The sequence below is a fragment of the Chryseobacterium sp. WLY505 genome (assembly GCF_030846215.1).
In the GTDB taxonomy this organism is placed as follows: domain Bacteria; phylum Bacteroidota; class Bacteroidia; order Flavobacteriales; family Weeksellaceae; genus Chryseobacterium.
Genome location: NZ_JAVCWI010000001.1, coordinates 557795 through 582370, shown reverse-complemented (window position 1 = coordinate 582370; position 24576 = coordinate 557795). Strand labels below are relative to the sequence as shown.

Below are 24576 nucleotides of genomic sequence, written 5' to 3'. Positions count from 1 at the left end.
CACAAAACTCAGAAGGTGTTAAAAACAACAATTAATTTAGAACCTGGAAAAAAAGTATACTTCGCTTCAGATCAGCATTTTGGGGCTCCTACACCCAAGGAAAGCAAGGTGCGTGAAGAGAGATTTATACGGTGGATGGATGAGATCAAGGAAGATGCTCAGGTTTTGTTTTTAATGGGAGATCTTTTTGACTTCTGGCATGAATGGAAGCATGTTATTCCTAAAGGATACGTTCGTGTACTTGGGAAAATTGCAGAATTGAAAGACAGAGGAATTCACATTTATTTCTTTGTCGGAAATCATGATCTCTGGATGAAAGATTATCTGGAAGAAGAAATCGGATGTACCGTATTCTATCAGAAACAATATTTTGAAATGGGAGGGAAGCAGTTTCTGTTGGCTCATGGAGATGGCCTGGGACCTGGAGACAAAGGATACAAAAGAATGAAAAAACTATTCACCAATCCGGTAGCACAATGGTTTTTCAAATGGCTTCATCCTGATATCGCGATGAAAATTGCATTATACCTTTCCCAAAAAAATAAAATGATCTCCGGAGAAGAAGACAAAGCTTTTCTGGGAGAAGATAAAGAGTTTCTGATTATTTATTCCAAAGAAAAGCTGAAAACTCAGAAAATCGATTATTTCATCTATGGTCACAGGCACCTGCCAATGGTACTGGATCTGGAACAAAATGCAAAATATATCAACCTTGGAGACTGGATTTCCTATTTCACTTACGGGGTTTTTGAAAAGGATTTTGAACTCAGAACTTTTGAGAAATAAAGCAAAAAAAATTACCCCTAAAAAGAGGTAACTTTCGAACGGGTGGAAAAACCCACTCTTGTTTTTAATCCATATTCCAGGTAACACATTGCAATAAGTCTACCAAAATAGATTTTATACATTAAAAAATTATTAAATAACAATATTTTATCTCTGTAATTGCCTTGTAATAAGGGATTAAGAAATTCAAAAATTATGGAATTGAAAAATATATTCAAGATACAGACCGAACAGGATTTTCTGAATGCATCATTGAAAACATTTCGTTATCAATATGAAAATGTTGAAATATACCGGAAGTTCGTTGATTTTCTGAAGGTGAATCCCGATGAGGTCGATAGCCTGGTGAAAATTCCGTTTCTTCCTATTGAAATGTTTAAAAATCATCAGATTCTGGATAAAAGTGTGGCTGCCGATCTTTTCTTTCAAAGTTCAGGGACAACCCAGATGAATCTTTCCAAACATTTCATCGCAGATCCGGAACTTTATGAAGAAAGTATTTATAAAAGTTTTGAACAATTTATCGGAAAACCGGAAGACTTTATATTTCTGGGCCTGCTTCCAAGCTATCTTGAGAGACAAAACTCATCATTGATCTACATGGTAGATTATCTTATGAAGAAGTCTGCCAAACCGGAAAACGGATATTTTCTTTATAATCATGCTGAGCTTTTTGAGTTATTAAATACACTACAGAATAAAAAAGTTATCCTTTTTGGAGTTTCCTTTGCTCTTCTTGATTTTCTGGATTACTGTCATTCTGAGCAAAGCGAAGAATCCCTGAATTTCCCTGAAAACTTAATCGTAATTGAAACCGGAGGAATGAAAGGACGAAAGGAAGAAATGACCAAGGATGAATTGTTGAAAATCTTGCAGGAAGGTCTTAAAACAAACAAAATATATTCAGAATATTCCATGACAGAACTGCTTTCACAGGCTTATTCACTTGGAAATAATGAATACGAATGTCCAAACTGGATGAGAATCATGGTTCGGAATGCAGAAGATCCGTTGGCTTACGAAAAAGAAGGCCGCACAGGAGCTATTAATATTATTGACCTTGCCAATACCCACTCGTGCTCATTTATTGCCACACAGGATTTAGGAAAAATAATCGGTGATAAATTTCAGGTACTGGGAAGAATAGATCATTCCGATATCAGAGGATGCAGCCTGTTGGTGAGTTGATGATTTTGGACATAAGAGGACAATTGTGAATGGTCAATTCGCTTGTCAATTTTTGTATAATCACAATAAATAAAATAGTTTGCGACTTTAGCTTAGTGAAACGCCTTTGCGAACAGTAAACAGGAAGTAAATAAAAACTTTGTGAACTTTGCGTTTACAATATTACCCATGATCAAAATAGAAGAACTTATACATGCCTATATCCATTCACACTGCGATTTTGAAAAAGAAATCGTGCTGACGAATTATTTTCAGGCCGACTGGGAAGCGGACATCTTAATCATAGATTCGGAAGGTGGAAGTCATGAAATCGAGATCAAGTTTTCAAAAAGTGATTTTAAAAATGATTTCAAAAAATCTTATCTGAACAAAGATACCGGGGAAAAATTTCTGAAACATGATAAAATTTCCTGTGGAGATTATGTCTGCAATTCTTTTAGTTTTTTACTTCCGATGGGAATGGTAGACGCAGCTCTTATCCCTGAACATTGTGGAATTATAGAATTCTATCATAATGCAGATACCTGGAAAACTGAATTTTATCTGATCCGCCAACCTAAAAAACTTCATGAAGATTCTTACTGGAAATTAAATGACAAGGATCTTTTTATCAGAAAAATGGCGCTTAATCTTCTTCAGCGTAAAATGGAAATCAAAGGAAAACATGAAGAGCTCATCTTTAAAAATCCTTTTGAAATCAAAAAACTGAAATAAGATCAAAAAATTCTTTTTTAACGCAAAGTTTAATTTCTTATTGATATGTCTTAAGGATGCAAAGAAGGAATCAATTTCATTGATTCTGACTAAGCAAACATTACAATTACTTTCATCAGCAACGTAGCCGCGACCACTTTGCTCCCTTCAATAAAAATTCATCTTCATAAAAACTTTGCGTCTTCAAAGAATTCTAAAACAGTTTATTCGAAATCAGAAAATAAAAAAATCCTGCCGCCTGACAGGATTTTATCATTAAATATTGTTTAAAATTAATCTGCAATTTCAGCAGTATCTCTCTGAAGTAAGAACTTGTAGATCAATCCGCCTACAACTCCTCCCAAAATAGGGGCTACCCAGAACAACCAAAGCTGTGACATCGCAATTCCTCCCATGAAGACTGCCTGAGAAAGGGACCTCGCAGGGTTTACAGACGTATTGGTAATCGGAATAGAGATCAGGTGGATCAAAGTAAGCGCAAGACCGATGGCTAGACCGGCAAACTTACCGTTAGCCCACTTATCTGTAGCTCCCATGATGACAATAAGGAAAAATGCAGTTAAGAGAAACTCTGCAAGAAATGCGGCTCCCATACTGAACGCTTTTCCATTGTAAACGGCTTCACCGTAAAAGTTCGTGGCAAAATCTCCGGGTTTTGAGAATTCTACCGCTCCCGCACCGTTAAGGATTGTATACAGGCATCCCGCTGCTAGAATCGCCCCCAAACATTGAGCTACAATGTAAGGAATAAGGTCTTTTGCAGGAAATCTTCCTCCCGCTAAAAGTCCGAAAGAAACTGCCGGGTTAAAGTGCCCTCCTGAGATATGGCCTACAGCGTAAGCCATCGTAAGAACAGTAAGACCGAAGGCTAAAGCAACGCCTAAAAGTCCGATGCCGATGTCTGGAACACCCGCTGCGAAAACAGCGCTTCCACACCCTCCGAAAACAAGCCAAAATGTGCCGAAAAATTCAGCGAAAAGTTTTTTTATCATGTTGTTTAATGTTTATGTATCTCAAATGTAAAATTTAAATCTTAAAGTAAAAAGTTAAAACTGAAAAAATATATCAAAAAAGAGGGAACAAAAATTGCAAAATCTGTAATTTGGTGTAATGTTTGTTTGGGATTTATTGAGAGAGTATTATCGTCAGTCTTGAAAGATCTAACATAAATGTTTTATCTTTCATTTGTAATTTAAAAGGAAGGTGAATGAGAAAGTTTTTTTGTGTGGTCTTTGTACCTTTTATTTATAGTTTACATTATTCGCAGGCAGCCAAAAAAGCTTTTCCCTGCTATGATCTTGCCACTGTATTGAAGGTTGAACCTACACCGCTTTATAAATCTCATCTTGATGCTTCCAAAGGTTTTGGAGTACAGTTATTGAAAGATTCCAAAACCATACAGAAATATATCAGCAACGGAAAATTCCACAAAATAAAAAAATCAGGTAAAGGATATCAGGTCCAGAGACTTGATTACAGCAGAGCTTATATGGTATCCAAGGCAAAAACCACTCTGGAAAAAATAGGGTCAAAGTTCAGTAAGGATACAAAAGGAGGTACATTTACGGTTTCATCCATTACCAGAACCCTTGAAGACCAATGCAGGTTGAGAAGAGTGAATTCTAATGCTTCTCTGGGGATTAGCTCTCACAATTATGGTAATTCTTTTGATATTTCCTATATAAGATTCAACAATGTTCTGAAATACAATCCGAAAATGGAAGTGGCTCTGGAGAAAGTTTTAAAGTATTATGAGCGAGCCGGTAGAATATATTACATCAAAGAGAAGCAGCAGAGCTGTTATCATATTACTGTGAAAAATTATTAATTAAAATCCTCTTGCATAGCATGTTTAGTTTGTATATTTTTATACGACTAAAAACTATGCTTATGTCAACATTAAACATTGTAGACTATATGCTGCCTGTAGAAGAATGTAGAGCAGCATCAAACCAGTGGAAAGCATGTCTTTCTGACTTTTCCAAAATTCAAAAGCTTATCCCTACCAACTATGTTTTTAATATTTCCAGAGAACACCTTGAATGGATGAAGGGGTTTAAGGATTATAAAGACTTCTGTGCTGCAGTGGGAATTTACAGAGACCGATTGATTCTTATCTTTTATCCTATGAACAATGATGGGGTAAAAATAGATGTAAAGGAATATCCATACAGTTTCCTTACCGAACTTGAAAAAGATCTGAGATTGCAGGAAATTCAGGAGTATACACTTATCAGAAACGCTGTTCTTTCCAAAGATCTTGAAAGCATGGAAAAAAATGCCAATATGGGATTACCTGTTTCCAATACACCCATTCTTGAACAGGACAAAGCTGTAGATGCTATTGAACGTTGGAGAAATCAGGGTATGGATTGGTTTTATAAAGAGACCAGAGAAAATCAGGGAAGTGGAATTTTCAGAAAATTCTATGTTCCTACAGCAGACCTTTGCCTTTCAGATGAAGGATTGGCAGGCATTACCTGTTCTTTTGGAATCAGATACAATGATATTTACGGGAAAATGTTGGTAACGCTTATCTTTATCTCTTTCCGTGAAAACCTTAGGAATGCAGAACTGGGAGCAGAATCAATTTCCAACACTTACGACTGGGCAAAACCATGTCCTCCTATCTGCCGTATTCCGGATGTAGATGTAGGAAGTGAATTTTAAAAACGATATACTGAGGAATGGCTGAACTTTATAAGGCAATTTTATTCCTGAATTATGCACTGCTCCTGTCTGTTATACTGTTGGGAGCAGCGAAATACCGCATATTAAATCATAAAGAAAAGCAATATTTTCATTGTATTGCTTTTCTTTTTTTTATTGAATTGCTGAACCTGGCGCTGCCTTATATTTTCAGACTGAATGACACCTCATTCCTTTATCCATTATACATTGCAGGAGAGTTTTTCCTGCTTACAGGTTTGTTCATCAGAAAGCTGGACTGGCCAAGATATGCTTTGTGGATTGTAGGTGTATTGGCAGCAGGTTTTATGATCTCGAAATACGGATTTGATTATCCTGCCAATGCTGATATAGCGAAAGTGGTTTCCAATATCATCATCATATGCCTTTCCGGATTTACCCTGATCCGGGAGATTAAGAATACCTCTGCTCAGAACCGCTTTCTTTTGGTAGATGCCAGTATTTTTTTCTATTACTCGGTCTCAGTATTTATTTTTATCATCCAGCACCAGATCGCCAATCTGTCCGAAAACGATTATTATACGATTCTCAGTGCCAATAATATTCTTTCGAGTATTTTGTACTGTTCATTTTTATATACTTTTTTCAGATTAAAGAAGTAACACTAAATATCAATCTGCTGATCCTGATAATTGTTACCATAACAGTTATCGTATCCTTTATTCTGCTAGCTTACAGAGCTTTTATTACCAGAATTATTAAGGAAAAAAATGTCCAGCATGAAGCAGAAGTTCTTCATCAGAAAAAATTAGTGCTGGAAAACATCAAGGCCCAGGAAGAAGAAAGAAAAAGAATTGCAGTGATGATTCATGATGATATCGGAAACCGCCTCAATATTCTTTCTTTATGGTTGAATAACCTCGATACTCAGGGTGACGAACTGATCAAAAAAAATATCTACGGCCAGATGTCTTCCCTGATTGATGCTGCCAGAAGTATTTCCCATTCATTATACCCTGTAAATCTGGAATCTGTGGGGCTGGTTTTATATGTTGAAGAATTAATAGCCAACCTTTCCCATAAAATCAATATTTCCCTGCAGGTAATGTCGGGATATGAAAAGAAAGATCTTTTCGTGGAAGTACAGCTGTACAGGATTATTCAGGAGTTTACCACCAATGTGATCAAGCATTCGGATGCAGCGGATATTTGGATTTACATTAAAGATTATCCTGAAAATATGACCGTTGTGATTTCTGATAACGGACAGGGATTTGAATATGAAGAAGTGAAAAAAGGAATGGGAATCAAAAATATTGAATCCCGTATCAAATCAATGAATGCCACACACAAATGGAAAAAAACATTTTCAAAAAAAGGAAGTCGTTTAATCATAAAAATTCCAAAATATCATGAGTTCCCAAATCAAACTAGCACTGATTGATGATGAACAGCTGATCCTCGAAGGGGTAAAAATGTTGCTGTCCAATGAAAAAAATATATCGGTTTGCCTTACCGCAGATAATGGCCCCGATTTTATAGAAGACCTCGGAAAACTTTCAAAAGATGAATTTCCTGATATTGCTCTCGTAGATGTTCAGATGAAACCTATGAACGGTTTTGAACTGGTAGAAATCCTGAAAGAAAAATATCCTGATCTTAAAATTATTATCCTGTCATCCCATTATAAAACCTCTATTCTCGGATATATGGTGAAGCTGGGAGTATCAGCATTTCTTCCCAAAAACTCGAATAAAAAAACCTTTATTGATGCCATCACCATGGTAGATAAAAACGGTGTCTTTTTTACGGCCGAAGATCATCAGATGCTGTTTACTTATATGAACAGCTCTGCCAAGAAGAATTCTCTTTTTGAAACAGAAGATGAGCTATCAGAAAGGGAAAAAGATGTGGTAAAACTGATCTGTCAGGAAATGACCAACAATGAGATCGGAGAAAAACTCTTTATCAGCCCGAGAACTGTAGAAAGTCACAGACAACGTATCCTGGAGAAAATAGGAGCAAAGAATACTGTGGGGATAGTGATCTATGCCATTGTCAATAATATTTACTCCCTTGAAAAAATGTAAATGGATTCCGTAGAAATACGGATTTTTTTATTTGGTACTTTCCACTCTAGTGAACCTTATTTTTCTTCTGTTATTTTGGAATGTCTCTTTTAGGGATGTCAGTTGAAAAAAACACAAACAGGATCTGTAATAAAAAATTAAAGTAAAAACATGAATGGCAGCAGAGTGATTTCCGTCGGGATTTTCTTTGACGGAACAGGAAATAATGGGGTAAATATTCTTTCACCGGATAAACCGCTGAATAATAATGAAAGTTATTATGGTACCTTCAGCAATATCTATAAATTATACAGTTTATTCGTTGGAGATGAAAAAATATATATTGAAGGAATTGGTACTGTAACAGGCAGTGAAGATAATAATTTTGCCATGGCAACCTGTGCAAATCCACCTTATGGAAGCGGATATTCCTCTGATGATAAACTTCAGAAAGCCGGAGATTTTGTACATAAAATAACCCATGATGAGACCAAGGAATACCATTTTTATATCTACGGATTCGGGAGAGGAGGTATGCTGGCAAGAACTTTCTGTAATCAGCTTCTGACTTTTTATGCAGTAGGAAATTGCAGGATAAAATTTTTAGGACTTTTTGATACGGTAGAGTCTAAGCCTTTTAATACTTATAATATGAAAATCTCTGCACAGGTAGAGAATGCTTTGCATTTCTGTGCGGTTAATGAAGGCAGGTTTTTCTTTCCACTGACAGGTATTTTCGAGAATTCGAAAACAATGAAGGATCAGAAATCAGAAAATCAGTCTTCAGTCTGGAAAGAAGTATTTGTCCCTGGAGATCATGCTGATATTGGAGGCGGATATCTGGAAGGTCCACAATCTGTTTATATTTCTACAGATTTCAATACTGTTGATGATCTGCACAACTATGTTTCAGATATCAGAAATGCAAAAACCAATGCGGATGGAAATACAATATGGGATGCTTTACTCTCAGAATATAAAGTGGAAACGGTAGATGGCCTTTCACAGGCTTATGTCTGCAGGGATAAAGTATACAATGATCTGTCAAAAGTATATGGAAAACTGATGATGGATGAAACCAATACCATATTATCAGTATTTAGTACCGAGAATGAGGCGTATTTTGGAACAGACTATAATCAACATGCTTTTCTTCATCGGTTTTATATCAAAATGAAAGAATATATAAAGGATCTTTCTGTAAACAAAAAACCTATATACGATTTCCAAAGATTTGCAGATTATACTCATATTTCTTCAAATTTCGGATTGTACCATGAAAGTTTTCAGTACAGAACTCAGCGTGAAATTAATATTGAGTTGATTAATAATGGATTAAATGTATCAAGCCGTACCTCCGTTGATGAAACAAGCCGGACAAAAAGGCTTTCCGTAGAACTTCATCTTCCGGAAGACAGCTTTGTTGCAGATTTTCTTTATGGAACCAACGTTCCCAATAATGATTTATGGGTTCGTTCTATTATAAAAGCACCGGCAGCTACGATATTAAATGAATGAATCAGTGAAAAAACTTCTCAGTTTTAAATTTAGGTTAGGGGACATCTCATGGTGTCTCCTTTTTCTCGGTTTAATGTATTACATACAAGGAAAAACTGTTGAATCCTGACCACTTTTTTTATTTCTCGGCTATTCATTTCTTTTTCCGTATTTTTGCACCCGAAAATTCATTATTCATTACTAATTATTAATTAAGATGCTTTCGGTTCAAAGTTTAGGATTACACCATTCAGGAAATTATTTATTTCAAAATGTCAATTTCACCATTAAAAAGGATGATAAAGTAGGTCTCGTTGGTAAAAATGGAGCAGGAAAATCCACTTTATTAAAAATGCTTTCCGGAGAAATTAATTTCTACGAAGGAGAAGTAGTGACTGAAGGAAGTGTTACCATTGGTTTCCTTAAACAGGATCTTGATTTTGTAAAAGGAAGAACGGTGTGGGCAGAAACCATGCAGGCTTTCGAACAGATCAATGCCTGGAAAAATGAGCTTGAAGAAGTGAATCACCAAATGACGGTCAGAACAGACTACGAAAGTGATTCCTATACAGATCTGATTAATAAAATGACCGAACTGAATGACCTTTTGATGAACCATGATGCCTACAATCTTGAAGGCGACATGGAAAAAGTATTATTTGGTCTAGGGTTTAAAGCAGATGATTTCCAAAAGATCACCGATGAGTTTTCCGGAGGATGGAGAATGAGAATCGAATTGGCAAAATTACTTCTTCAGAAGAACGACATTATGCTTCTCGATGAGCCTACCAACCACCTGGATATGGAATCTATCATCTGGCTGGAGAACTTCCTGAAAGACTATCCGGGAGCTATTGTTCTGGTAAGTCACGATAAACAGTTTATGACAGCGGTGTGTAACCGTACTTTTGATATCAACAATAAAAAAGTTGATGATTATAAAGCGAATTACTCGAAATATCTTGTCATGAGAGAAGATCGCCGTGAGAAACTGATTCAGGCTAAAAAGAATCAGGATGCGGAGATCAAACAAATGGAGGATAATATTAATAAGTTCCGTGCAAGTGCTACCAAAGCATCTTTCGCGCAGTCCCTTATTAAAAAATTAGATAAAATCGAACGTATCGAAGTGGATAACGAGGACGTTTCGAAATTCAATATCCGTTTCGTACAGTCTATGGTTCCGGGGAAAGTGATCTTTGAAGCCATCAATCTTGGAAAAGCTTATGGACAGAAGCAGATTTTTGATGATGTTGACTTTATCGTTCAGAGAGGAGACAGAATTGCCCTTCTGGGACAGAACGGACAAGGAAAAACAACATTGGCTAAAATTTTAGCCGGAGATATTAAAGATTATTCTGGAGTCTGGAATCTTGGACATAATGTTAACATCGGATATTTTGCTCAGAATCAGGAAGAGGTTTTAACACCAAATAAAACCGTTCTGGAAGAAGCTGAAGATGCAGCTACAGAAGAAACAAGACCAAGAGTAAGAGACTTATTAGGATCTTTCCTTTTCCAGGGAGATGCGGTTACTAAAAAGACAAAAGTACTTTCCGGAGGAGAAAGAAACCGTCTGGCACTTTGTAAACTGCTGCTTCGTCCTTTCAACACGCTGATTATGGACGAACCTACCAACCACCTTGATATCCAGTCTAAGGAAATTATCAAGCTGGCACTGCAGAATTTTGAAGGAACTTTAATTGTCATCTCGCACGACAGGGAATTCCTTCAGGGACTTTGTGATAAGATCTACGAATTCCGTGACGGGAAAATGAAAGAATTCCTTGGTGATATCAATGAATACCTTGAGTACAGGCAAAAGGAAACCATCAGAGAGATTTCTGCAGAAAAAGCTAAACTTCACAGCGAAGTAAAGGTAGAACCTAAGAAAGTAGAAGAAAAACCTGTAGTAACCAGCAGTCAATCTTCAAATATTGTAAGTAAAGAACAGAAAAATATTCAGAATAAAATCAAAAAAGTAGAAGAGAAAATTTCCGAGCTTGAAACAAAAGTAGAGCAAATGGAAGCTTCTTTTGCCAAAGAAAATCCTTCAGAAGAAACCTTAGAACAATACAATAAAGCTAAGGAAGAGCTGGATACAGCTTTACAGGAGTGGGAATATCTTGGAACACAACTGGATTAAACTTAAAATATAAATGCTTCATCAACTCAATAAGATGGAGCATTTTTTTTGTAACAAAATGGTACTCATTTCTACCTATTGTCAACAATCATTAAGTAATTTAATAAAAGTTTAAGGAAACAATTAAATTATTTTCATAATTTTGAACCATGATTTTTAAAGAAAGCAGAAACCTAAAGAGTTTTATCTCCAAGCTGTTGTTTGGAGTATATTTCCTCGCGCTGCTTTCTCAAAGCTTTCACCATCACGATTCGGTAGATTATTTTAAGGCTTTTCATTTTAAAAAAGTTGAGAATACGATGACGAAAGCTGTTACTAAAGAGAAAGCTGGCGACTGTCTGGCCTGCCACTTTTTGGTTACCGGACATACATTAGCTCCTGAAGAATTCAGTTTTACTTGTGAGCATTACAGCCATGAAGTAAAACAAATCATCGCCATCCAGGAGAAAATCTGGTCACAGACCAAATTCACCTTCCAGCTTCGGGGACCGCCCGCACTTGCATAATTCATAGATTCTATAGGGTTTAAAGTTTTGTACTTTAAAGTTCAATGTTTACTGCTTCAAATTCAATGTTTGAAGTTTAAGGTTTAAAGTTGTTGGGAAAAACACCTGATAATATGTAATTGATATTTAAATAATATTCAGTTGCTGTTTTCTAGCTCCTAACTTCTTACCAGGAATACATTGTACCATCAAAACTAACCCTTCCCACAAATTTTAACGAAAATGTACCCTGTTGAAAAGGGTACGCAATCAATCTATTTACAATGAAATTGATATATTGCCTGCTGCTGATCTTTTGCGGATCAGTATTTACAAGTGCACAAAAAACTTATACTGTAGAGGGAACCGTTCAGGATTTCCATGATAAAACATTGCTGGAAAATGCAGTGATTAAAATCGGGAACTTTACAGCCAAAACCAATAAGAAAGGTAAATTTTCTTTTGATAAAATTCCTGCAGGAAAGTATACACTCATTGCTCAACATCCTGATTGCAATGATTATACTGAAAATATAGGAGTTGATCAGGATGTTCAGCTCGTTATCACGCTGGAACACCACGTTAAAGATATTGAAACTGTGACTATTCATGGTAGTCATAAGAACAATGGTTCATTGGTAGTAAAAACCCTTAATAAATCTGAAATTGAGAAAAATTCTACAGATAATCTTGGAAACTTATTATCTAAAATTTCAGGGGTAACTGCTTTGAAGACCGGAAATAATATTTCAAAACCTGTTATTCACGGGCTTTATGGAAGCCGTATCAGTATTCTGAATAATGGAGTACGTCTTGCTGAGCAGGAATGGGGAGTAGAGCATGCTCCTAATGTTGATATTAATAATTTTCAACATATCGATGTCATCAAAGGAGCGTCTGCTTTGAAATATGGAAGTGATGCCATTGGTGGAGTTGTTGTAATGGAACCGGAAATTTTCCCTAAAAAGGATACCATCAAAGGTTCAGTCGGGCTTACCGGAATTTCCAACGGAAGAGGTCTTGGATTAGATGCTGATGTAGCTAAAGTCTGGAAGAACGGATGGGCGGTGAAATCTGGTGGAAGCATCAAAAAACTTGGTGATCAGAGTGCTCCCAACTATAATTTGAAAAATACAGGAATGGATTTTTCTTCCTTCAATTTTACAGTTCAGAATAATACTTATGAAAGAGGAATCTCTTTTGATTATTACCTGACAAATCAGAATATTGGGATATTAAGAGACTCACACGTTTCAACTTCTGAAGATTACGACAGGGCAATGAATGCCAACCCTCCAATATATTCAGGTAAATTCAGTTATGATATTGATAATCCAAGACAGGTGATTGAACATCATATTGCAAAAGTTTCAGCTTTCAAAAGGTTTGAAAATATAGGAAAAGTATCTGCAACATATAGCTATCAATACAACCACAGGCAGGAATATGATATCAGAAGAGGTGAGTTGAGTGATACGCCTTCACTGGATTTGGAACTGATGACGCATCAGTTTAATCTTAATGATTTATTAGAGAGGGAAAAATGGTCTTTAGAAACAGGAATTGATGCTGCCTTTCAAAACAACTACTCAGATCCGGCAACCAAAGCAAGACGTCTGATTCCAAATTATGATAAATATTCTGCAGGTGCTTATTCTGTTTTCAAATATAAAATTTCTCCTGAATTCAATTTTGAAGCAGGAGCGAGATATGATTTCACCCGTTATGATGTAACCAAATGGTATGATAAAAGTGACTGGGAAAAATTATATGCAGATGCTTATCCACAATTTTATGTGAAAACAGATCAGAACAGAGTTTTAACGCGCCCTCAGCTTAATTATAATAACGTTTCTTTCAATGCTGGTCTGGAATACCGTCCCAATGCTAATTTTGATTTGAAATTTAATTATGCAAAAGTAGGAAGGTCTCCTAATGTTGCAGAATTATTTTCAGACGGGCTGCACCATTCTGCAGGTATCATTGAAACCGGATACATGGGGTTGAAAAATGAACAGGGACATCAGTTTAATTTGAATGTTGACTCGAAGTTTAATGTTCTGAAAGGGTTAAATGTTTCAGTAAATCCATATTTTTTCATCACTAAAAATTTCATTAACGAAATTCCGGTAGGAATTAAGGGAACAATCAGAGGGGTATTCCCGGAATGGGTGTATCAGCAGATTGATGCGAAAATGTACGGAGTGGATCTGGATATCAACTGGAAACTTACAGAAGATCTTACCTATGTAGGAAAAGGAAGTTATGTATATGGGCAGGATGATACCCACAACGAACCACTGATCTTAATGATGCCACCAAATTTTTCCAATGCATTGCAGTTCAAAAAATCAAAATGGAATAATTTCTATTTCACTGTTGAAAATCAGACGTTTTTAAAACAAACCAGATTCCCTATCCGAAATGCACCATTGGAGCTTTATGTGAATGGTGAATTGGTGGATAAGGAAATAGATTTCAGTACTCCGCCAAACGGATATTCACTTTGGAATATCCAAACTGGAATCAACATCAGCAAAAATCTTTCTGCGGGACTTATTGTAAACAATCTTTTCAATACTTCATACAGAGAGTATCTGAACCGTTTAAGGTTCTTTGCAGATGAGGCGGGACGAAACTTTATTTTAAACTTTAGATACCGATTCTAAAGATTTCAAAAAAAAATTCAATCAAAATTTTACAATTTTAAAATTCTTAAAAAATGAAAAATCTATTCAATACTAAAAATATTATCAAATTATTAGCTGTTTTATTCATCACTGTTACTGCCGTTACTTCTTGTCAGAGAAACGGTTCTGCGGAAGAAGACGATCTTCCTCAGGAAGAACTTACCAACATCCTTTTGTTGGTGACAGATGATGCGGCCGGAACTACTCAGACCTATGATTACAGTATAGGGGCGGGGGGAACACCTACAATACCGCTTACAAATGGAAAAACCTATACTGTTCAGGCAAAATTCAAAAACGGAAATGAAGATGCTACTCAGGAAATTATTGATGCTAAAAATGAACATTTTTTAATTTTTGATTTTCCAAAGTCTGATATTACCGTGGAAAGAGTGGATGGCAGTGATCTTAGAAGCGATGGGAAAAGAGTCGGACTGAGAACAAAATGGACTGTTGTAAAAGCTGTTGATGGAACAGACCCATTTTTAAAATTAACTCTAATTCACTCTCCACAAAGCGTAAATGATGCCAAATCAGGAACTGCCTGGGGAAGCGTAGTAGGAGGAGAAACAGATGCTGAGGCAAAATACAACCTAAGTAATTAGGACAATTAATCTTGTTTGGACCACCGGAATTCTCCGGTGGTTTTTTATTTAACAATATTTGGCTTTATAAGTTGATTTTAAATGGGTATTTTTCATAAAAAATTCCTATTTTTGCAACCTAAAATTTTAATCAATAATGAAGGTTACCGCACAAAACCATGATGATGTAAGTGCATTGCTTACAGTAACATTGGAAAAATCTGACTACAAAGAAAAAGTAGAGAAGCAGTTGATTAATTATGCTAAAAATGCGCAAGTTCCTGGATTCAGAAAAGGGAAAGTGCCTTTGAGTATGGTTAAAAAACAATATGAAGCAGGTATTGCATTTGAAGAAATCAACAGACAAGTTTCTGATGCTTTAAACAACTATGTTAATGACAACAAACTAAGATTAGTTGGTCAGCCTGTTCCTCAGCCAGTAAACGAATTCGATTACAATGCTGATCAATTAGAAGTTGCTTTCGAAGTAGGATTTGAGCCTGAATTCACTATAGATTTAGCTAAATATGAAGCTCCTCATTACAAAGTAGAAGCTTCTGATAAAGAAATCGGTAAGAGCATTGAAAACATGCAGAAGCGTTTCGCTGAGCAGGTTCCTCAAGATAAAATCACTAAAGATTCTTACATTGCTTTAGAAGTTTCTCAGGTTGTGGAAGAAGATGCTGAAGGAGAGCACCACCACCACCCAAAAAACCTTACGATTACTGCTGAAAACAAAGAAGCTTTCAAATTGGTAAAAGGTTTGAAAATGGAAGGTTCTGTAAAAGTAACAAAAGAAACTCTTGCAGGTGACGAAGAATTAGCTAAAGAATTAGGATTCAGCAAAGAAGAAGTTGAGCACCTACACCACAATGAATTAGAAGTTAAAGTAAAAGATTTCTATTCATTAAATTTAGCTGAGCTTAACCAGGATCTTTTCGACAAAGTATACGGAGAAGGAAACATTAAGTCTGAAGATGAGCTTAAAGATAAAGTGAAAACTGAATTAGATGAGTATTTCCAACAGAATGCTGATGTTCACTTCGTGAATAAAGTATTAGAGCAGGTAACAGAGAAGGAAGAAGTAAAACTTCCTGAATCTTTCCTTGTGAAGTGGTTATTATTCTCTAACCAGAATATCCAGTCTGAAGATCAGGCTAAAGAAATTCTTGAAGCTGAGAAAAACCAATTGAAGTATCAGATCATCGAAGGTAAATTGATGACTGAGAACGAAATCAACCTGGATTATGCTGATGTATTGGCTCAGGCTGAGCAGTTGGTGAAAAATCAATTGGCGATCTACGGAATCCACCACTTAGGGGATGAAGAAATCCAGAAATATGCTGTTGAAATGTTGAAAGACCAGGAGCAGGTAAGACAAATTTCTTCTGAAGTAGCAATGGCTAAATTGAAAGATGTAATTCTTGAAAAAGCGACTAAAAAAGAAACTAAAATTTCTCACGACGAATTTTTAGAAGAACTTAAGAAATAATTATACTCAGATATAAATATTTGAAAACCGTCAATTCTTTGGCGGTTTTTTTTGTTGTAAATCTTTTCTAAGAATTACGTCACATGTATTCGGTAGACCAATTGGCCGGGTTTTTGTTTTCAAAGTTCATATAGAGCATTCATCAACTATCAACTATCAATTATCAATCATCAATTATCAATCATCAATTATCAATCATCAATTATCAATCATTACTAATTACTAATTGCTCATTACTCATTATTTATTCGTATGTCCGCCAATATTCCTATATTTACTCTTTAAACATTATTTATAAATATGAAAAAGATCATCATTCCGTTTTTCTGCGCTGTACTTTTCTCAGTGCCTGCAGCAGCTCAGAAAAAAGGGGCTGCATCTGCTAAAACAGAAGCCGTACAATCAAAACTTACCCCTAAAGAAGTTCTTGATAATTATTTCAAAGCGCTAGGTGGAAAAGATAAACTGGACGCTGTAAAATCTACCATTACTGATAACACAGTGTCTGTGCAGGGAATGGAAATCCAAATGACAACCAAGAAATTAGGAAATAAATTCAAATCTGTACAATCTTTCATGGGGAAAGAAATGGTGCAGCTTTTTGACGGTGAGAAAGGATATTTTGATCAGATGGGAACCAAAACAGATATTCCTGCTGACAAAATTGCCGACCTGAAAAAAGGAAAACCAATGGATGCCTTAGCATTTGATGCTTCTAATTTCAAGACCGTATCTGCAGAAAAGCTTGACGGAAAAGACTATAATGTATTGTCTTCAGACAAAGGAAAGTTCTATTTCGATGCTGCAACGGGTCTTTTGTACAAGACGGATGCAGGAGAAGGTAAAGCAACCATTAAAAGCTATATGACAGTGGAGGGAATACAGTTCCCGGCTGAAGTAGATGCTGAAGGTGGAGGTCAGAAAATGACCATTAAGACCACAAAAGTAGTTATCAACTCCGGAGTTTCGGATGCTGATTTTAAATAAGAAAATACTTTTTAAGTAATCAAAACCGGGAATTCCCGGTTTTTTTTATAGAAAATATGCCCGAAATCAAATAAAATTTCTTCATGTGATATTGCCGCGTTCAGAAATCAGGGCTAGGGTTTGTAACTGAAATTTTTTAATCAAAATAATAAGACCGCTGTGTTTCACAACGGTTTTTTTTTTAAAAAGCATGATATACTAACGGCTTAAACAATGATTTTAGGCTCAATTAGGAAAATGTGCTTATTTTTAATTAGTCTATTTTAATTAAATAATGAATGTTTTTAATTAAAAATCATTTTAAATAATATAAAACAAACAATTTGCTTTCATTTTATAATATTTAAATTTTTTAACTTCAATTTAACCCTTTACTAAAATGCCAATTGAAAAGAGAATTGATATTTTTGAGGGGTCAAAAAATAATGTAGATGAAAAAAATGTTATCCTCGTTTTCAGCCATCTTCCTGATGTCTCTAAATGTCTGTGGACAGAACATCCCTGTGGATCCGTCCTTAAGAATCGGTACTCTTTCCAACGGAATGAAGTATTATATCAAAAAAAATGTTTTACCTGAGAAAAAAGTAGAATTTCGTTTAGCGATCAATGCCGGATCTATCCTTGAAGACGAAAATCAAAGAGGACTGGCTCACTTTATGGAGCACATGAACTTCAACGGAACCAAAAACTTTCCTGATAATAAATTAGTAGACTTTTTGCAATCTATCGGAGTGAAATTCGGACAGCACCTGAATGCGTATACCGGTTTTGACGAAACGGTTTATATGCTTCCTGTCCCATTAGATAAACCGGGAAATCTGGATGCCGGACTGAAAGTAATGGAAGACTGGGCATTTAATGCAACGCTTTCCGATGAACAAATCAATAAAGAAAGAGGGGTGGTACTGGAAGAGCTGAGATTAGGCCTTGGACCCGATAAGAGAATGATGGATAAATACCTTCCGAAACTTTTATACCAATCTCAATATGCAGAAAGACTTCCAATTGGCAAAAAAGAAGTACTGGAGAACTTCAAACCCGATCTTATCCGAAAATTCCACCAGGATTGGTACAGACCGGATCTGATGGCAATTGTTGTGGTAGGAGATATCAATGTAGATGAAATAGAAAAAAAGATTAAGAATAACTTCAGTCGATATAAAAATCCTTCAAAACCCAGAGAAAGAAAATCTTTTGATCTTCCGAATCATAAAGAAGCACTGGTAGCCATTGAGACTGATCCCGATGCAACAGGTTCCGGAGTACAATTCGTCATCAAAGATTCTGAAGCTTACCAACCGGATGTCACGGTTCAGCAGTATGATCAAACTGTTGCAGAAGGTCTTGTAAATATAATGCTGAACAGCAGATTGGCAGAGCTGATTAACTCTACCAATCCTCCTTTTACCTATGGTTCAGTTTATCATGGAGGAACTTTTGCAAGAAGCAAAGAGGCATTTCAGGGATCAGCAGCGACAAAAGACGGAGACCAGCTCAATGCGCTGAAAGTTCTTTTGGAAGAAGTGGAAAGAGCCAAAAGATTCGGATTTACCCAATCTGAATTGGACAGAGCAAAAGATCAGATGCTTTCTTCTTATGAATGGGCTTACAACAACAGGGATAAAAACCAAAGCGGTGAGCTCATCGATGGTTATGTGAATAATTTCCTGAGAAAGGAGCCCATACCTGGAATTACCTGGGGATATGAACATATTAAAGAAATCCTTCCAGCCATAGCACTGGAACAGACCAATGGAATTATCAAAAAGCGGGTAAAAGATGACAGCAGAGTCATTGTTATTACAGGTCCAAAAAAGGATAATATAATCATGCCGACGGAAACCATGGTTCTGAAGACATTCGATGCCGTAAAAATGGCTGATCTTAAACCTTATGAGGAAAAAAAGAAAACCGAGAGTTTAATAAAACCTTTTAAATCCGAAGGAAAAATCACTAAAACTGAAGCAGATGCCAAATTAGGAACCACTACATGGTCTTTGAGCAACGGAGCTAAAGTTACTTTCAAAAAAACAGATTTTAAAGATGATGAAATTGTTTTTGCGGCAATAAGCCTGGGAGGAGTGTCTGTCATTCCCGATGCTGATTATAATAAAACAAAATATGCATTCGATGCTTTGCTGGAAGCTGGACTAGCCGGGCTTTCCAAGACAGATCTTGCACATTATCTTGCAGGAAAACAGATGAGTGCAAGCGCTTATGTGGGTGGACTTACAGAAGGTGTTTCCGGAACAAGTTCAAAGAAAGACCTGAAGACCGCGATGGAGTTGATCTATGCCTGTTTTACAGACTTAAACTATGACCCCGAAGCATTCAACGCTTATAAAACAAAAAAGTCTGCAATGCTGACGAATGTAGATTCGGATCCGGGATATTATTTTTCTAATGAATACGCCAAATTTATCAATCAGAAAAACCCAAGGTTCACCGGCCTTGAGCCTACAGAAAAAGATTGGGCGAATACAGATTATAGAAAAGCATACGATATTTATAAAGAGAAATTTGCCAATGCAGGTAATTTTCATTTCTATTTTGTGGGGAATATAGATGAAGCGCAGCTTAAAAAAGAAGTTCTGCAATATATCGCTTCACTTCCCGCAACAGGAAAATCCTCTACATTTAAAGATACAGGGTACAGACCGGTGAAAGGAGGGTATACTAAGGTTTATAAAAAAGGAAAAGAACCGAAGAGTCTGGTAACGATCTCTTACAGCGGAGAAGTTCCTTATAATGAGAAGGAAGCTATGGCATTATCTGCACTTGGAGAAGTCGCTACCATTAAAGTTCTGGAAAAGCTAAGAGAAGATGAAAGCGGCATTTATGGAGGTGGTGCAAGTGGAAGCTTCAGTAAAATCCCATACAGTGCTTATGATTTTAGTGTTAATTTCCCTTGTGGTCCTGAAAATGCAGATAAGCTTACCAAAAGTGCCATGGCAGAATTACAAAAATTGATAGACAAGGGACCTGAGCAAAAGGATCTTGATAAATACAAAGAAGGAGAATACAACGAATATAATACAAGTCTTAAGGACAATGGATTCTGGCTGCAGGGTATTGCCCAGAATCAATTGGATGGAAGTGATCAATACGATATTCTGAATTACCCGGATAAAGTAAAAGCACTTACGGTTAAAGATCTTCAGGGTGTTGCCAAAAAATATCTTACAAAAGAGAAAAATATAGCAACGTTAATGCCGGAAGACGGTTGGGAAACGGCTAAAAAAGAGGAAGCTAAAAAAGCAGGAACATCCAATTAAACTACTTTGGGGAAGCTTTAATAAATAAGAAAACCGCAGAGAGATCTGCGGTTTTTATTATTTCATTCAAATAAGTATCAGTTAAGAACCATATTCTTTTTTCCATTCTTCAGCAGCTTCGCTCAGAACAGTGTAAAATTCTTCACCGTACTTTCTCGTCAGTGGAGTTTTTAAAAACTTATAAACAGGCACCTGAAGCTCTTTTCCAAGGGTACAGGCATCACTGCATACATTCCACTCGTGATAATTCAATGCCGTAAATGCCGAATATTCCGTAACACGGATCGGGTAAAGGTGGCAGGAGATAGGTTTCTGCCAGTCCACGGCACCATCTTCATACGCTTTTTCAATACCACATTTCGTAATTCCTTTTTCATCAAAGGTTACATAAGCACATTCGCGGTTCTCCACCATTGGAGTAACATACATTCCGTCGTGTGGATCAGTAGTCCATGTCCCTTGTTCTTCAAGGGCTTTTATTCCTTCCTGAGTAAGGTAAGGTTTTATCTGATCAAAAATACTGTCCAATATCTCAAGCTCGTTTTTATCCAACGGAGCTCCCACATCTCCTTCCACACAACATGCACCTTTACATTTTGTAAGGTTGCAAACAAATTCTTCGGAAAAAATTTCCTCTGAAATCAATTTATCGTCTATCTGAATCATAATTTTCTAAAATAAATCAAAAACTGTACCTGCTTTAAAGGTCAGTAAACTAATAATAATAACCCATACACTGGCTTCACGCATCCAGTATTTCGGTAAAAATCTCATCATTCTGCTCAGAATAATACTAGAAGGAAATGCCAGAAGAAGCAGATATTCATAGCTTTTATTCATATATAAAATGATGGAAACAAGCTGTGCCACAGAAAAAACCAATAAGAAAGTGTATTTATACCTGCTTATCGGGCTTTTCTTGTTATAGTTTTTAAAATGGTCATATACTGCATAAATAAGCATCAGAACCACAGGAACCAAAGGCACAAGTTCTGTGTAATCCGTTACCGGTTTCATTCTTCCAAACGGAAAATAATCAATATTCCATGACGTGAACTGAATGAAATACATGACAGAAAAATAACTGAATGTAATCAAAACAATTCCCAAAAGAAACCTGAAGAGGTTCAGGGTAATTTTGGCAGAAGTTGCGATCACGTGGATGATGACAAAAACAGCCATCGGCCATGTCGTTGGAAGAAAAATAAAGTTCAGGGCCACAATAGATCCCACCAATACATAGGACTTTTTCCTGATGTTTTCATCCGCACTGGTCAGAAGCAGCATAAGAAAAGAGTTGGTAAGCAGCGAAACCGCAATTCCTATATCCAGATTTCCGGGATACAGCCCGAAAATAAAAAAGGTATATAAAAATAACGGCAGATGGGTCTGATAATTAAGGGCAATACTGTGAAAACAAAAATAAGCCAAAGCAATTCCCAGAAAAGTTATTCCGGCAACTATAGCTTCGTAAGTGTTGAAATTCAGTATGTTAAATATTACGACTACTAAAAGAAGAAAACCAATATAGACAGGAATTGAAAAAATATTGCTTTCTTTTGAAAGTAATTTAAACATTTTTTATAAATTTGTACAAAGTTAATTTAAAAAAGGAAAATAATGACGTCTTTCTTTCTATTCTTAAGCAAAGTTTTCAAATGGACTTTCGGTTTCTTTGATGCGTTTGGAAATGTTTTAAACTGGATTCTATTTATAGTTTGCTGTGTACTATTTACTTATTGGTGCTACGTACTGGTGGTTACACTGGGAGGTGACAAAGATAAAGACTATTATTCTCCAACGGAAGGTAAGCACCCTTACTACGATCCGAATATCTACAAAAAAGAAGGTTAATTAATTGGTTATATAGTAAAAAACCGATCAAACATTATGCTTTGATCGGTTTTTTTATTACTAACGATTAAAATTTCTTTTTCTTAGTCGTGAATCGGAAGTACCAGCACAGGAATACTTGAACTTTTCGTAATTCCTTTTGTTAAGCTTCCCACGAATACATCATAAATTCCGCTTCTGCCATGTGATCCCATCACAATATAGTCTGCATTTTTTGCCTTTGCATGTTCCAGAATAATATCTTTGGCAAGTCCTTGTTTTAAAAGGTGCTCGCAATCGATATCATGACTGATGATTCTTTGCTCAATTTTATTAAGCTGCACCAGCTCTTCTCTGATTTCATTGGCTTCCACTTCCGGAAAATATTGAAATCCCATATCGCCAATGGCAAAGCCGATATCTGATGGCGCTACGTGGATCAGGTAAATTCTGCCGTTAAGCTGTTTTGCAAATTTTATGGCACCCTCCACCAATTGGTCTGTCTTGTCCCCAAAATCTACGGGCAATACAATATTTATCATAACCTCTAGTTTTGTTACCTAAAGATAGGAAAAATTTGTCAGACTTTGATATTAAATACTTATAATATTCGGATATCAAGGATTTTTTCCTCTTCAAGGTAAGCTTCCAGAATATCATTTTCTTCTACCTTTCCAACCCCTTTTGGAGTTCCTGTGAAAATAAGATCACCTACTCTTAATGTAAAATACTGAGACGCAAATGCTACAATATCATCAAAGTTGAACATCATATCTTTCGTATTGCCATCCTGCACCTTCTCTTTGTTTTTTAATAATGAAAACTGAAGGTTCTCAAGACTGAAGTTCTCTTTTTTAAAGAAGCTGCTTACCACAGCCGAACCATCGAAACCTTTGGCAAGCTCCCATGGAAGCCCTTTTGATTTCAGTTCGCTCTGAAGATCTCTGGCTGTAAAATCGATTCCAAGACCAATTTCTTCATAATGCTTATGCGCTGTTTCTTTCTGAATATATTTTCCTCCTTTTGAAATTTTTAATACCACTTCAAGTTCGTAGTGAATATCATTGGAAAATTCAGGGATGTAAAAATCATTTCCTTTTAAAACAGCAGTATCCGGTTTCATAAAGATAACCGGATTCTCAGGAATTTCATTTCCTAATTCTTTTGCATGCTCACTGTAGTTTCTTCCTATGCAGATTATTTTCATAACTTAATTAATTTACTTTACCTTTAAAATATCCTTTTCCTTCTACTATGTATTTTCCAGGACCGTATCCTTCTTGAATTTTAAGTTCGGTATAGCCGAAGATACGGTCTCCTTTTTGATAAGATTCTTGATTCAGAATAAGTTTACTGTCCAGAACTTTATAATATTCTCCCGTATTCAGAAAATCAAGAGGCTTGATATTATCCGTATAAGAATAGGGTGAAACTTTATATCGGTTCTGCAAAATATCAATTTGATAGCCGCCGCCGCTAAAACCATCTCCAACAGAAAATGTAATATTCAGTGCTGGATTTCTGTTAATATAACAACTATAATACTCAAAACTTGTGCTATCTGATGTTATTTTGAAATCATTGGTTTTAGCATCTTCACCTTCCTGGCTCCAGATAGTGGCCTGTTTTTGTTTATTAAATGCTTTAAAAAGAGGTTTTTGACTCAAACTGTGATCCACTTCAACACTTTTCCATTCTAAGAAGAACTTTCCCGTTATGAAAACAAGAAAGCCAAGAATAATGATGAGTGCAATTTTTCCAGTCTTTTTGATCATAGTTTTTAATGCGTAAACTCATTTCTGCAATAGTAACATTTGAATTTGTGACTCGTCAGAAATGAAATTCCAAAGAAGCTGGTTGCACTGTCATCCCTGTAAATATGATTGGAACCACATTTCGGACATACAAAATCAAACTCAGGATCTTCAATGGTATGTTCTACTTCCAGCGAATACTGCTCGTTGTCTTTATAGTCCTGCAGGATTTGCTTAGCTTTTTCCACATCTTCTTCAAATACCTGAAGCTGTATGCCTCCTACAGCCTGTGACAGAAGCCAATCCGACTGGATAAGCTGCTCATTCGCAATGAAACTGTTTATGCCGTTTTCAGCCAATATTTGCTTGTCCCTGTTAGCTTCAAGGGCAGTTTCATAAAATTTAAAACGAACCAGGTCGGACATAT

24 protein-coding genes are annotated in these 24576 nt (G+C 36.2%); 17 read left to right on the top strand and 7 right to left on the bottom strand.

Annotated features, from left to right (window positions below):
* Positions 1–15: 15 nt before the first annotated feature.
* The 3 genes from RAH34_RS02685 to RAH34_RS02675 all read left to right on the top strand — a co-directional run bounded on the left by RAH34_RS02685 (position 16) and on the right by RAH34_RS02675 (position 2688).
* Positions 16–786 carry a UDP-2,3-diacylglucosamine diphosphatase gene (locus RAH34_RS02685; RefSeq protein ID WP_114820427.1) on the top strand — a complete coding sequence of 257 codons (771 nt, stop codon included), beginning with the start codon at positions 16–18 and terminating at the stop codon, positions 784–786.
* A gap of 195 nt (positions 787–981) precedes the next feature.
* Positions 982–1974, top strand: a complete 993-nt coding sequence (locus RAH34_RS02680) for an acyl transferase (RefSeq protein ID WP_306595060.1) — start codon at positions 982–984, stop codon at positions 1972–1974.
* A gap of 168 nt (positions 1975–2142) precedes the next feature.
* Entirely contained in the window at positions 2143–2688 is a 546-nt protein-coding gene (locus RAH34_RS02675; RefSeq protein ID WP_114820426.1) for a hypothetical protein, read from the top strand.
* 272 nt (positions 2689–2960) lie between these two features.
* On the opposite strand, the gene aqpZ is transcribed toward RAH34_RS02675, so the two are convergent.
* Positions 2961–3677 carry an aquaporin Z gene (gene aqpZ, locus RAH34_RS02670; protein ID WP_306595416.1) on the bottom strand — a complete coding sequence of 239 codons (717 nt, stop codon included), beginning with the start codon at positions 3675–3677 and terminating at the stop codon, positions 2961–2963.
* Positions 3678–3895: 218 nt separating this feature from the next.
* On the opposite strand from aqpZ, the gene RAH34_RS02665 reads away from it, so the two are divergent.
* The 13 genes from RAH34_RS02665 to RAH34_RS02605 all read left to right on the top strand — a co-directional run bounded on the left by RAH34_RS02665 (position 3896) and on the right by RAH34_RS02605 (position 20562).
* On the top strand, positions 3896–4516 hold the full coding sequence (locus RAH34_RS02665; protein WP_162800892.1) for a DUF5715 family protein: 621 nt from the start codon (positions 3896–3898) through the stop codon (positions 4514–4516).
* 62 nt (positions 4517–4578) lie between these two features.
* The gene (locus tag RAH34_RS02660; protein WP_228411949.1) at positions 4579–5358 is read left to right on the top strand and encodes a hypothetical protein; all 780 of its coding nucleotides are present in this window, start codon (positions 4579–4581) and stop codon (positions 5356–5358) included.
* 17 nt (positions 5359–5375) lie between these two features.
* Positions 5376–5999 (top strand): hypothetical protein, encoded by a 624-nt coding sequence (locus RAH34_RS02655; RefSeq protein WP_306595059.1) that lies wholly within the window; start codon positions 5376–5378, stop codon positions 5997–5999.
* Between the two features lie 149 nt (positions 6000–6148).
* Positions 6149–6781, top strand: coding sequence for a sensor histidine kinase (locus tag RAH34_RS02650; protein WP_306595058.1), 633 nt, complete (start codon positions 6149–6151; stop codon positions 6779–6781).
* Positions 6750–7427 (top strand): response regulator, encoded by a 678-nt coding sequence (locus RAH34_RS02645; protein ID WP_114820421.1) that lies wholly within the window; start codon positions 6750–6752, stop codon positions 7425–7427. Before RAH34_RS02650 ends, RAH34_RS02645 begins: the two co-directional genes overlap by 32 nt.
* Positions 7428–7577: 150 nt before the next feature.
* Entirely contained in the window at positions 7578–8924 is a 1347-nt protein-coding gene (locus RAH34_RS02640) for a DUF2235 domain-containing protein (protein ID WP_306595057.1), read from the top strand.
* Between the two features lie 196 nt (positions 8925–9120).
* Entirely contained in the window at positions 9121–11049 is a 1929-nt protein-coding gene (locus RAH34_RS02635; protein WP_114820419.1) for an ABC-F family ATP-binding cassette domain-containing protein, read from the top strand.
* A gap of 149 nt (positions 11050–11198) precedes the next feature.
* Positions 11199–11555 (top strand): hypothetical protein, encoded by a 357-nt coding sequence (locus RAH34_RS02630; RefSeq protein ID WP_228411947.1) that lies wholly within the window; start codon positions 11199–11201, stop codon positions 11553–11555.
* Between the two features lie 263 nt (positions 11556–11818).
* A complete protein-coding gene (locus RAH34_RS02625) occupies positions 11819–14203 on the top strand; it encodes a TonB-dependent receptor (protein WP_306595056.1) in 2385 nt (794 codons plus the stop codon).
* Positions 14204–14256: 53 nt separating this feature from the next.
* Complete coding sequence (locus RAH34_RS02620) at positions 14257–14829, top strand: hypothetical protein (protein ID WP_114820417.1); 573 nt, start codon at positions 14257–14259, stop codon at positions 14827–14829.
* 136 nt (positions 14830–14965) lie between these two features.
* Positions 14966–16300, top strand: a complete 1335-nt coding sequence (locus RAH34_RS02615; protein WP_114820416.1) for a trigger factor — start codon at positions 14966–14968, stop codon at positions 16298–16300.
* Positions 16301–16600: 300 nt separating this feature from the next.
* Positions 16601–17287, top strand: coding sequence for a hypothetical protein (locus RAH34_RS02610; protein WP_306595055.1), 687 nt, complete (start codon positions 16601–16603; stop codon positions 17285–17287).
* A 431-nt stretch (positions 17288–17718) separates the two neighbouring features.
* The gene (locus tag RAH34_RS02605) at positions 17719–20562 is read left to right on the top strand and encodes a pitrilysin family protein (RefSeq protein WP_306595054.1); all 2844 of its coding nucleotides are present in this window, start codon (positions 17719–17721) and stop codon (positions 20560–20562) included.
* Positions 20563–20643: 81 nt separating this feature from the next.
* Here the strand turns inward: RAH34_RS02605 and RAH34_RS02600 are convergent, their stop codons facing one another.
* Both RAH34_RS02600 and RAH34_RS02595 read right to left on the bottom strand, forming a co-directional pair.
* The gene (locus RAH34_RS02600) at positions 20644–21228 is read right to left on the bottom strand and encodes a DUF3109 family protein (RefSeq protein ID WP_114820413.1); all 585 of its coding nucleotides are present in this window, start codon (positions 21226–21228) and stop codon (positions 20644–20646) included.
* A 6-nt stretch (positions 21229–21234) separates the two neighbouring features.
* Positions 21235–22140 carry a DUF6427 family protein gene (locus tag RAH34_RS02595; RefSeq protein ID WP_306595053.1) on the bottom strand — a complete coding sequence of 302 codons (906 nt, stop codon included), beginning with the start codon at positions 22138–22140 and terminating at the stop codon, positions 21235–21237.
* A gap of 42 nt (positions 22141–22182) precedes the next feature.
* On the opposite strand from RAH34_RS02595, the gene RAH34_RS02590 reads away from it, so the two are divergent.
* Complete coding sequence (locus RAH34_RS02590; RefSeq protein ID WP_047434770.1) at positions 22183–22416, top strand: hypothetical protein; 234 nt, start codon at positions 22183–22185, stop codon at positions 22414–22416.
* Between the two features lie 83 nt (positions 22417–22499).
* Here RAH34_RS02590 and RAH34_RS02585 read toward each other — a convergent pair whose 3' ends face one another.
* From RAH34_RS02585 to RAH34_RS02570, 4 genes are read right to left on the bottom strand one after another with little or no spacing between them, the layout of a single operon-like run.
* Positions 22500–22937: a universal stress protein gene (locus RAH34_RS02585; RefSeq protein ID WP_047434768.1), complete on the bottom strand. Its 438-nt coding sequence runs from the start codon at positions 22935–22937 to the stop codon at positions 22500–22502.
* Positions 22938–22996: 59 nt separating this feature from the next.
* The gene (locus RAH34_RS02580; RefSeq protein ID WP_306595052.1) at positions 22997–23602 is read right to left on the bottom strand and encodes a fumarylacetoacetate hydrolase family protein; all 606 of its coding nucleotides are present in this window, start codon (positions 23600–23602) and stop codon (positions 22997–22999) included.
* Positions 23603–23609: 7 nt separating this feature from the next.
* Positions 23610–24170 (bottom strand): hypothetical protein, encoded by a 561-nt coding sequence (locus RAH34_RS02575; RefSeq protein WP_306595051.1) that lies wholly within the window; start codon positions 24168–24170, stop codon positions 23610–23612.
* A 5-nt stretch (positions 24171–24175) separates the two neighbouring features.
* On the bottom strand, positions 24176–24574 hold the full coding sequence (locus tag RAH34_RS02570; RefSeq protein WP_306595050.1) for a DUF2007 domain-containing protein: 399 nt from the start codon (positions 24572–24574) through the stop codon (positions 24176–24178).
* Positions 24575–24576 lie beyond the last annotated feature (2 nt).

Coding starts and splice junctions, on each gene's coding strand:
- RAH34_RS02615 (WP_114820416.1), top strand. CDS start 14,966: ATGAAGGTTACCGCACAAAACCATGATGATGTAAGTGCATTGCTTACA.
- RAH34_RS02640 (WP_306595057.1), top strand. CDS start 7,578: ATGAATGGCAGCAGAGTGATTTCCGTCGGGATTTTCTTTGACGGAACA.
- RAH34_RS02600 (WP_114820413.1), bottom strand. CDS start 21,228: ATGATTCAGATAGACGATAAATTGATTTCAGAGGAAATTTTTTCCGAA.
- RAH34_RS02585 (WP_047434768.1), bottom strand. CDS start 22,937: ATGATAAATATTGTATTGCCCGTAGATTTTGGGGACAAGACAGACCAA.
- RAH34_RS02620 (WP_114820417.1), top strand. CDS start 14,257: ATGAAAAATCTATTCAATACTAAAAATATTATCAAATTATTAGCTGTT.
- RAH34_RS02575 (WP_306595051.1), bottom strand. CDS start 24,170: ATGATCAAAAAGACTGGAAAAATTGCACTCATCATTATTCTTGGCTTT.
- RAH34_RS02675 (WP_114820426.1), top strand. CDS start 2,143: ATGATCAAAATAGAAGAACTTATACATGCCTATATCCATTCACACTGC.
- RAH34_RS02680 (WP_306595060.1), top strand. CDS start 982: ATGGAATTGAAAAATATATTCAAGATACAGACCGAACAGGATTTTCTG.
- RAH34_RS02635 (WP_114820419.1), top strand. CDS start 9,121: ATGCTTTCGGTTCAAAGTTTAGGATTACACCATTCAGGAAATTATTTA.
- RAH34_RS02665 (WP_162800892.1), top strand. CDS start 3,896: ATGAGAAAGTTTTTTTGTGTGGTCTTTGTACCTTTTATTTATAGTTTA.
- RAH34_RS02655 (WP_306595059.1), top strand. CDS start 5,376: ATGGCTGAACTTTATAAGGCAATTTTATTCCTGAATTATGCACTGCTC.
- RAH34_RS02660 (WP_228411949.1), top strand. CDS start 4,579: ATGTCAACATTAAACATTGTAGACTATATGCTGCCTGTAGAAGAATGT.
- RAH34_RS02630 (WP_228411947.1), top strand. CDS start 11,199: ATGATTTTTAAAGAAAGCAGAAACCTAAAGAGTTTTATCTCCAAGCTG.
- RAH34_RS02580 (WP_306595052.1), bottom strand. CDS start 23,602: ATGAAAATAATCTGCATAGGAAGAAACTACAGTGAGCATGCAAAAGAA.
- RAH34_RS02645 (WP_114820421.1), top strand. CDS start 6,750: ATGAGTTCCCAAATCAAACTAGCACTGATTGATGATGAACAGCTGATC.
- RAH34_RS02625 (WP_306595056.1), top strand. CDS start 11,819: ATGAAATTGATATATTGCCTGCTGCTGATCTTTTGCGGATCAGTATTT.
- RAH34_RS02610 (WP_306595055.1), top strand. CDS start 16,601: ATGAAAAAGATCATCATTCCGTTTTTCTGCGCTGTACTTTTCTCAGTG.
- RAH34_RS02590 (WP_047434770.1), top strand. CDS start 22,183: ATGACGTCTTTCTTTCTATTCTTAAGCAAAGTTTTCAAATGGACTTTC.
- RAH34_RS02570 (WP_306595050.1), bottom strand. CDS start 24,574: ATGTCCGACCTGGTTCGTTTTAAATTTTATGAAACTGCCCTTGAAGCT.
- RAH34_RS02595 (WP_306595053.1), bottom strand. CDS start 22,140: ATGTTTAAATTACTTTCAAAAGAAAGCAATATTTTTTCAATTCCTGTC.
- RAH34_RS02605 (WP_306595054.1), top strand. CDS start 17,719: ATGAAAAAAATGTTATCCTCGTTTTCAGCCATCTTCCTGATGTCTCTA.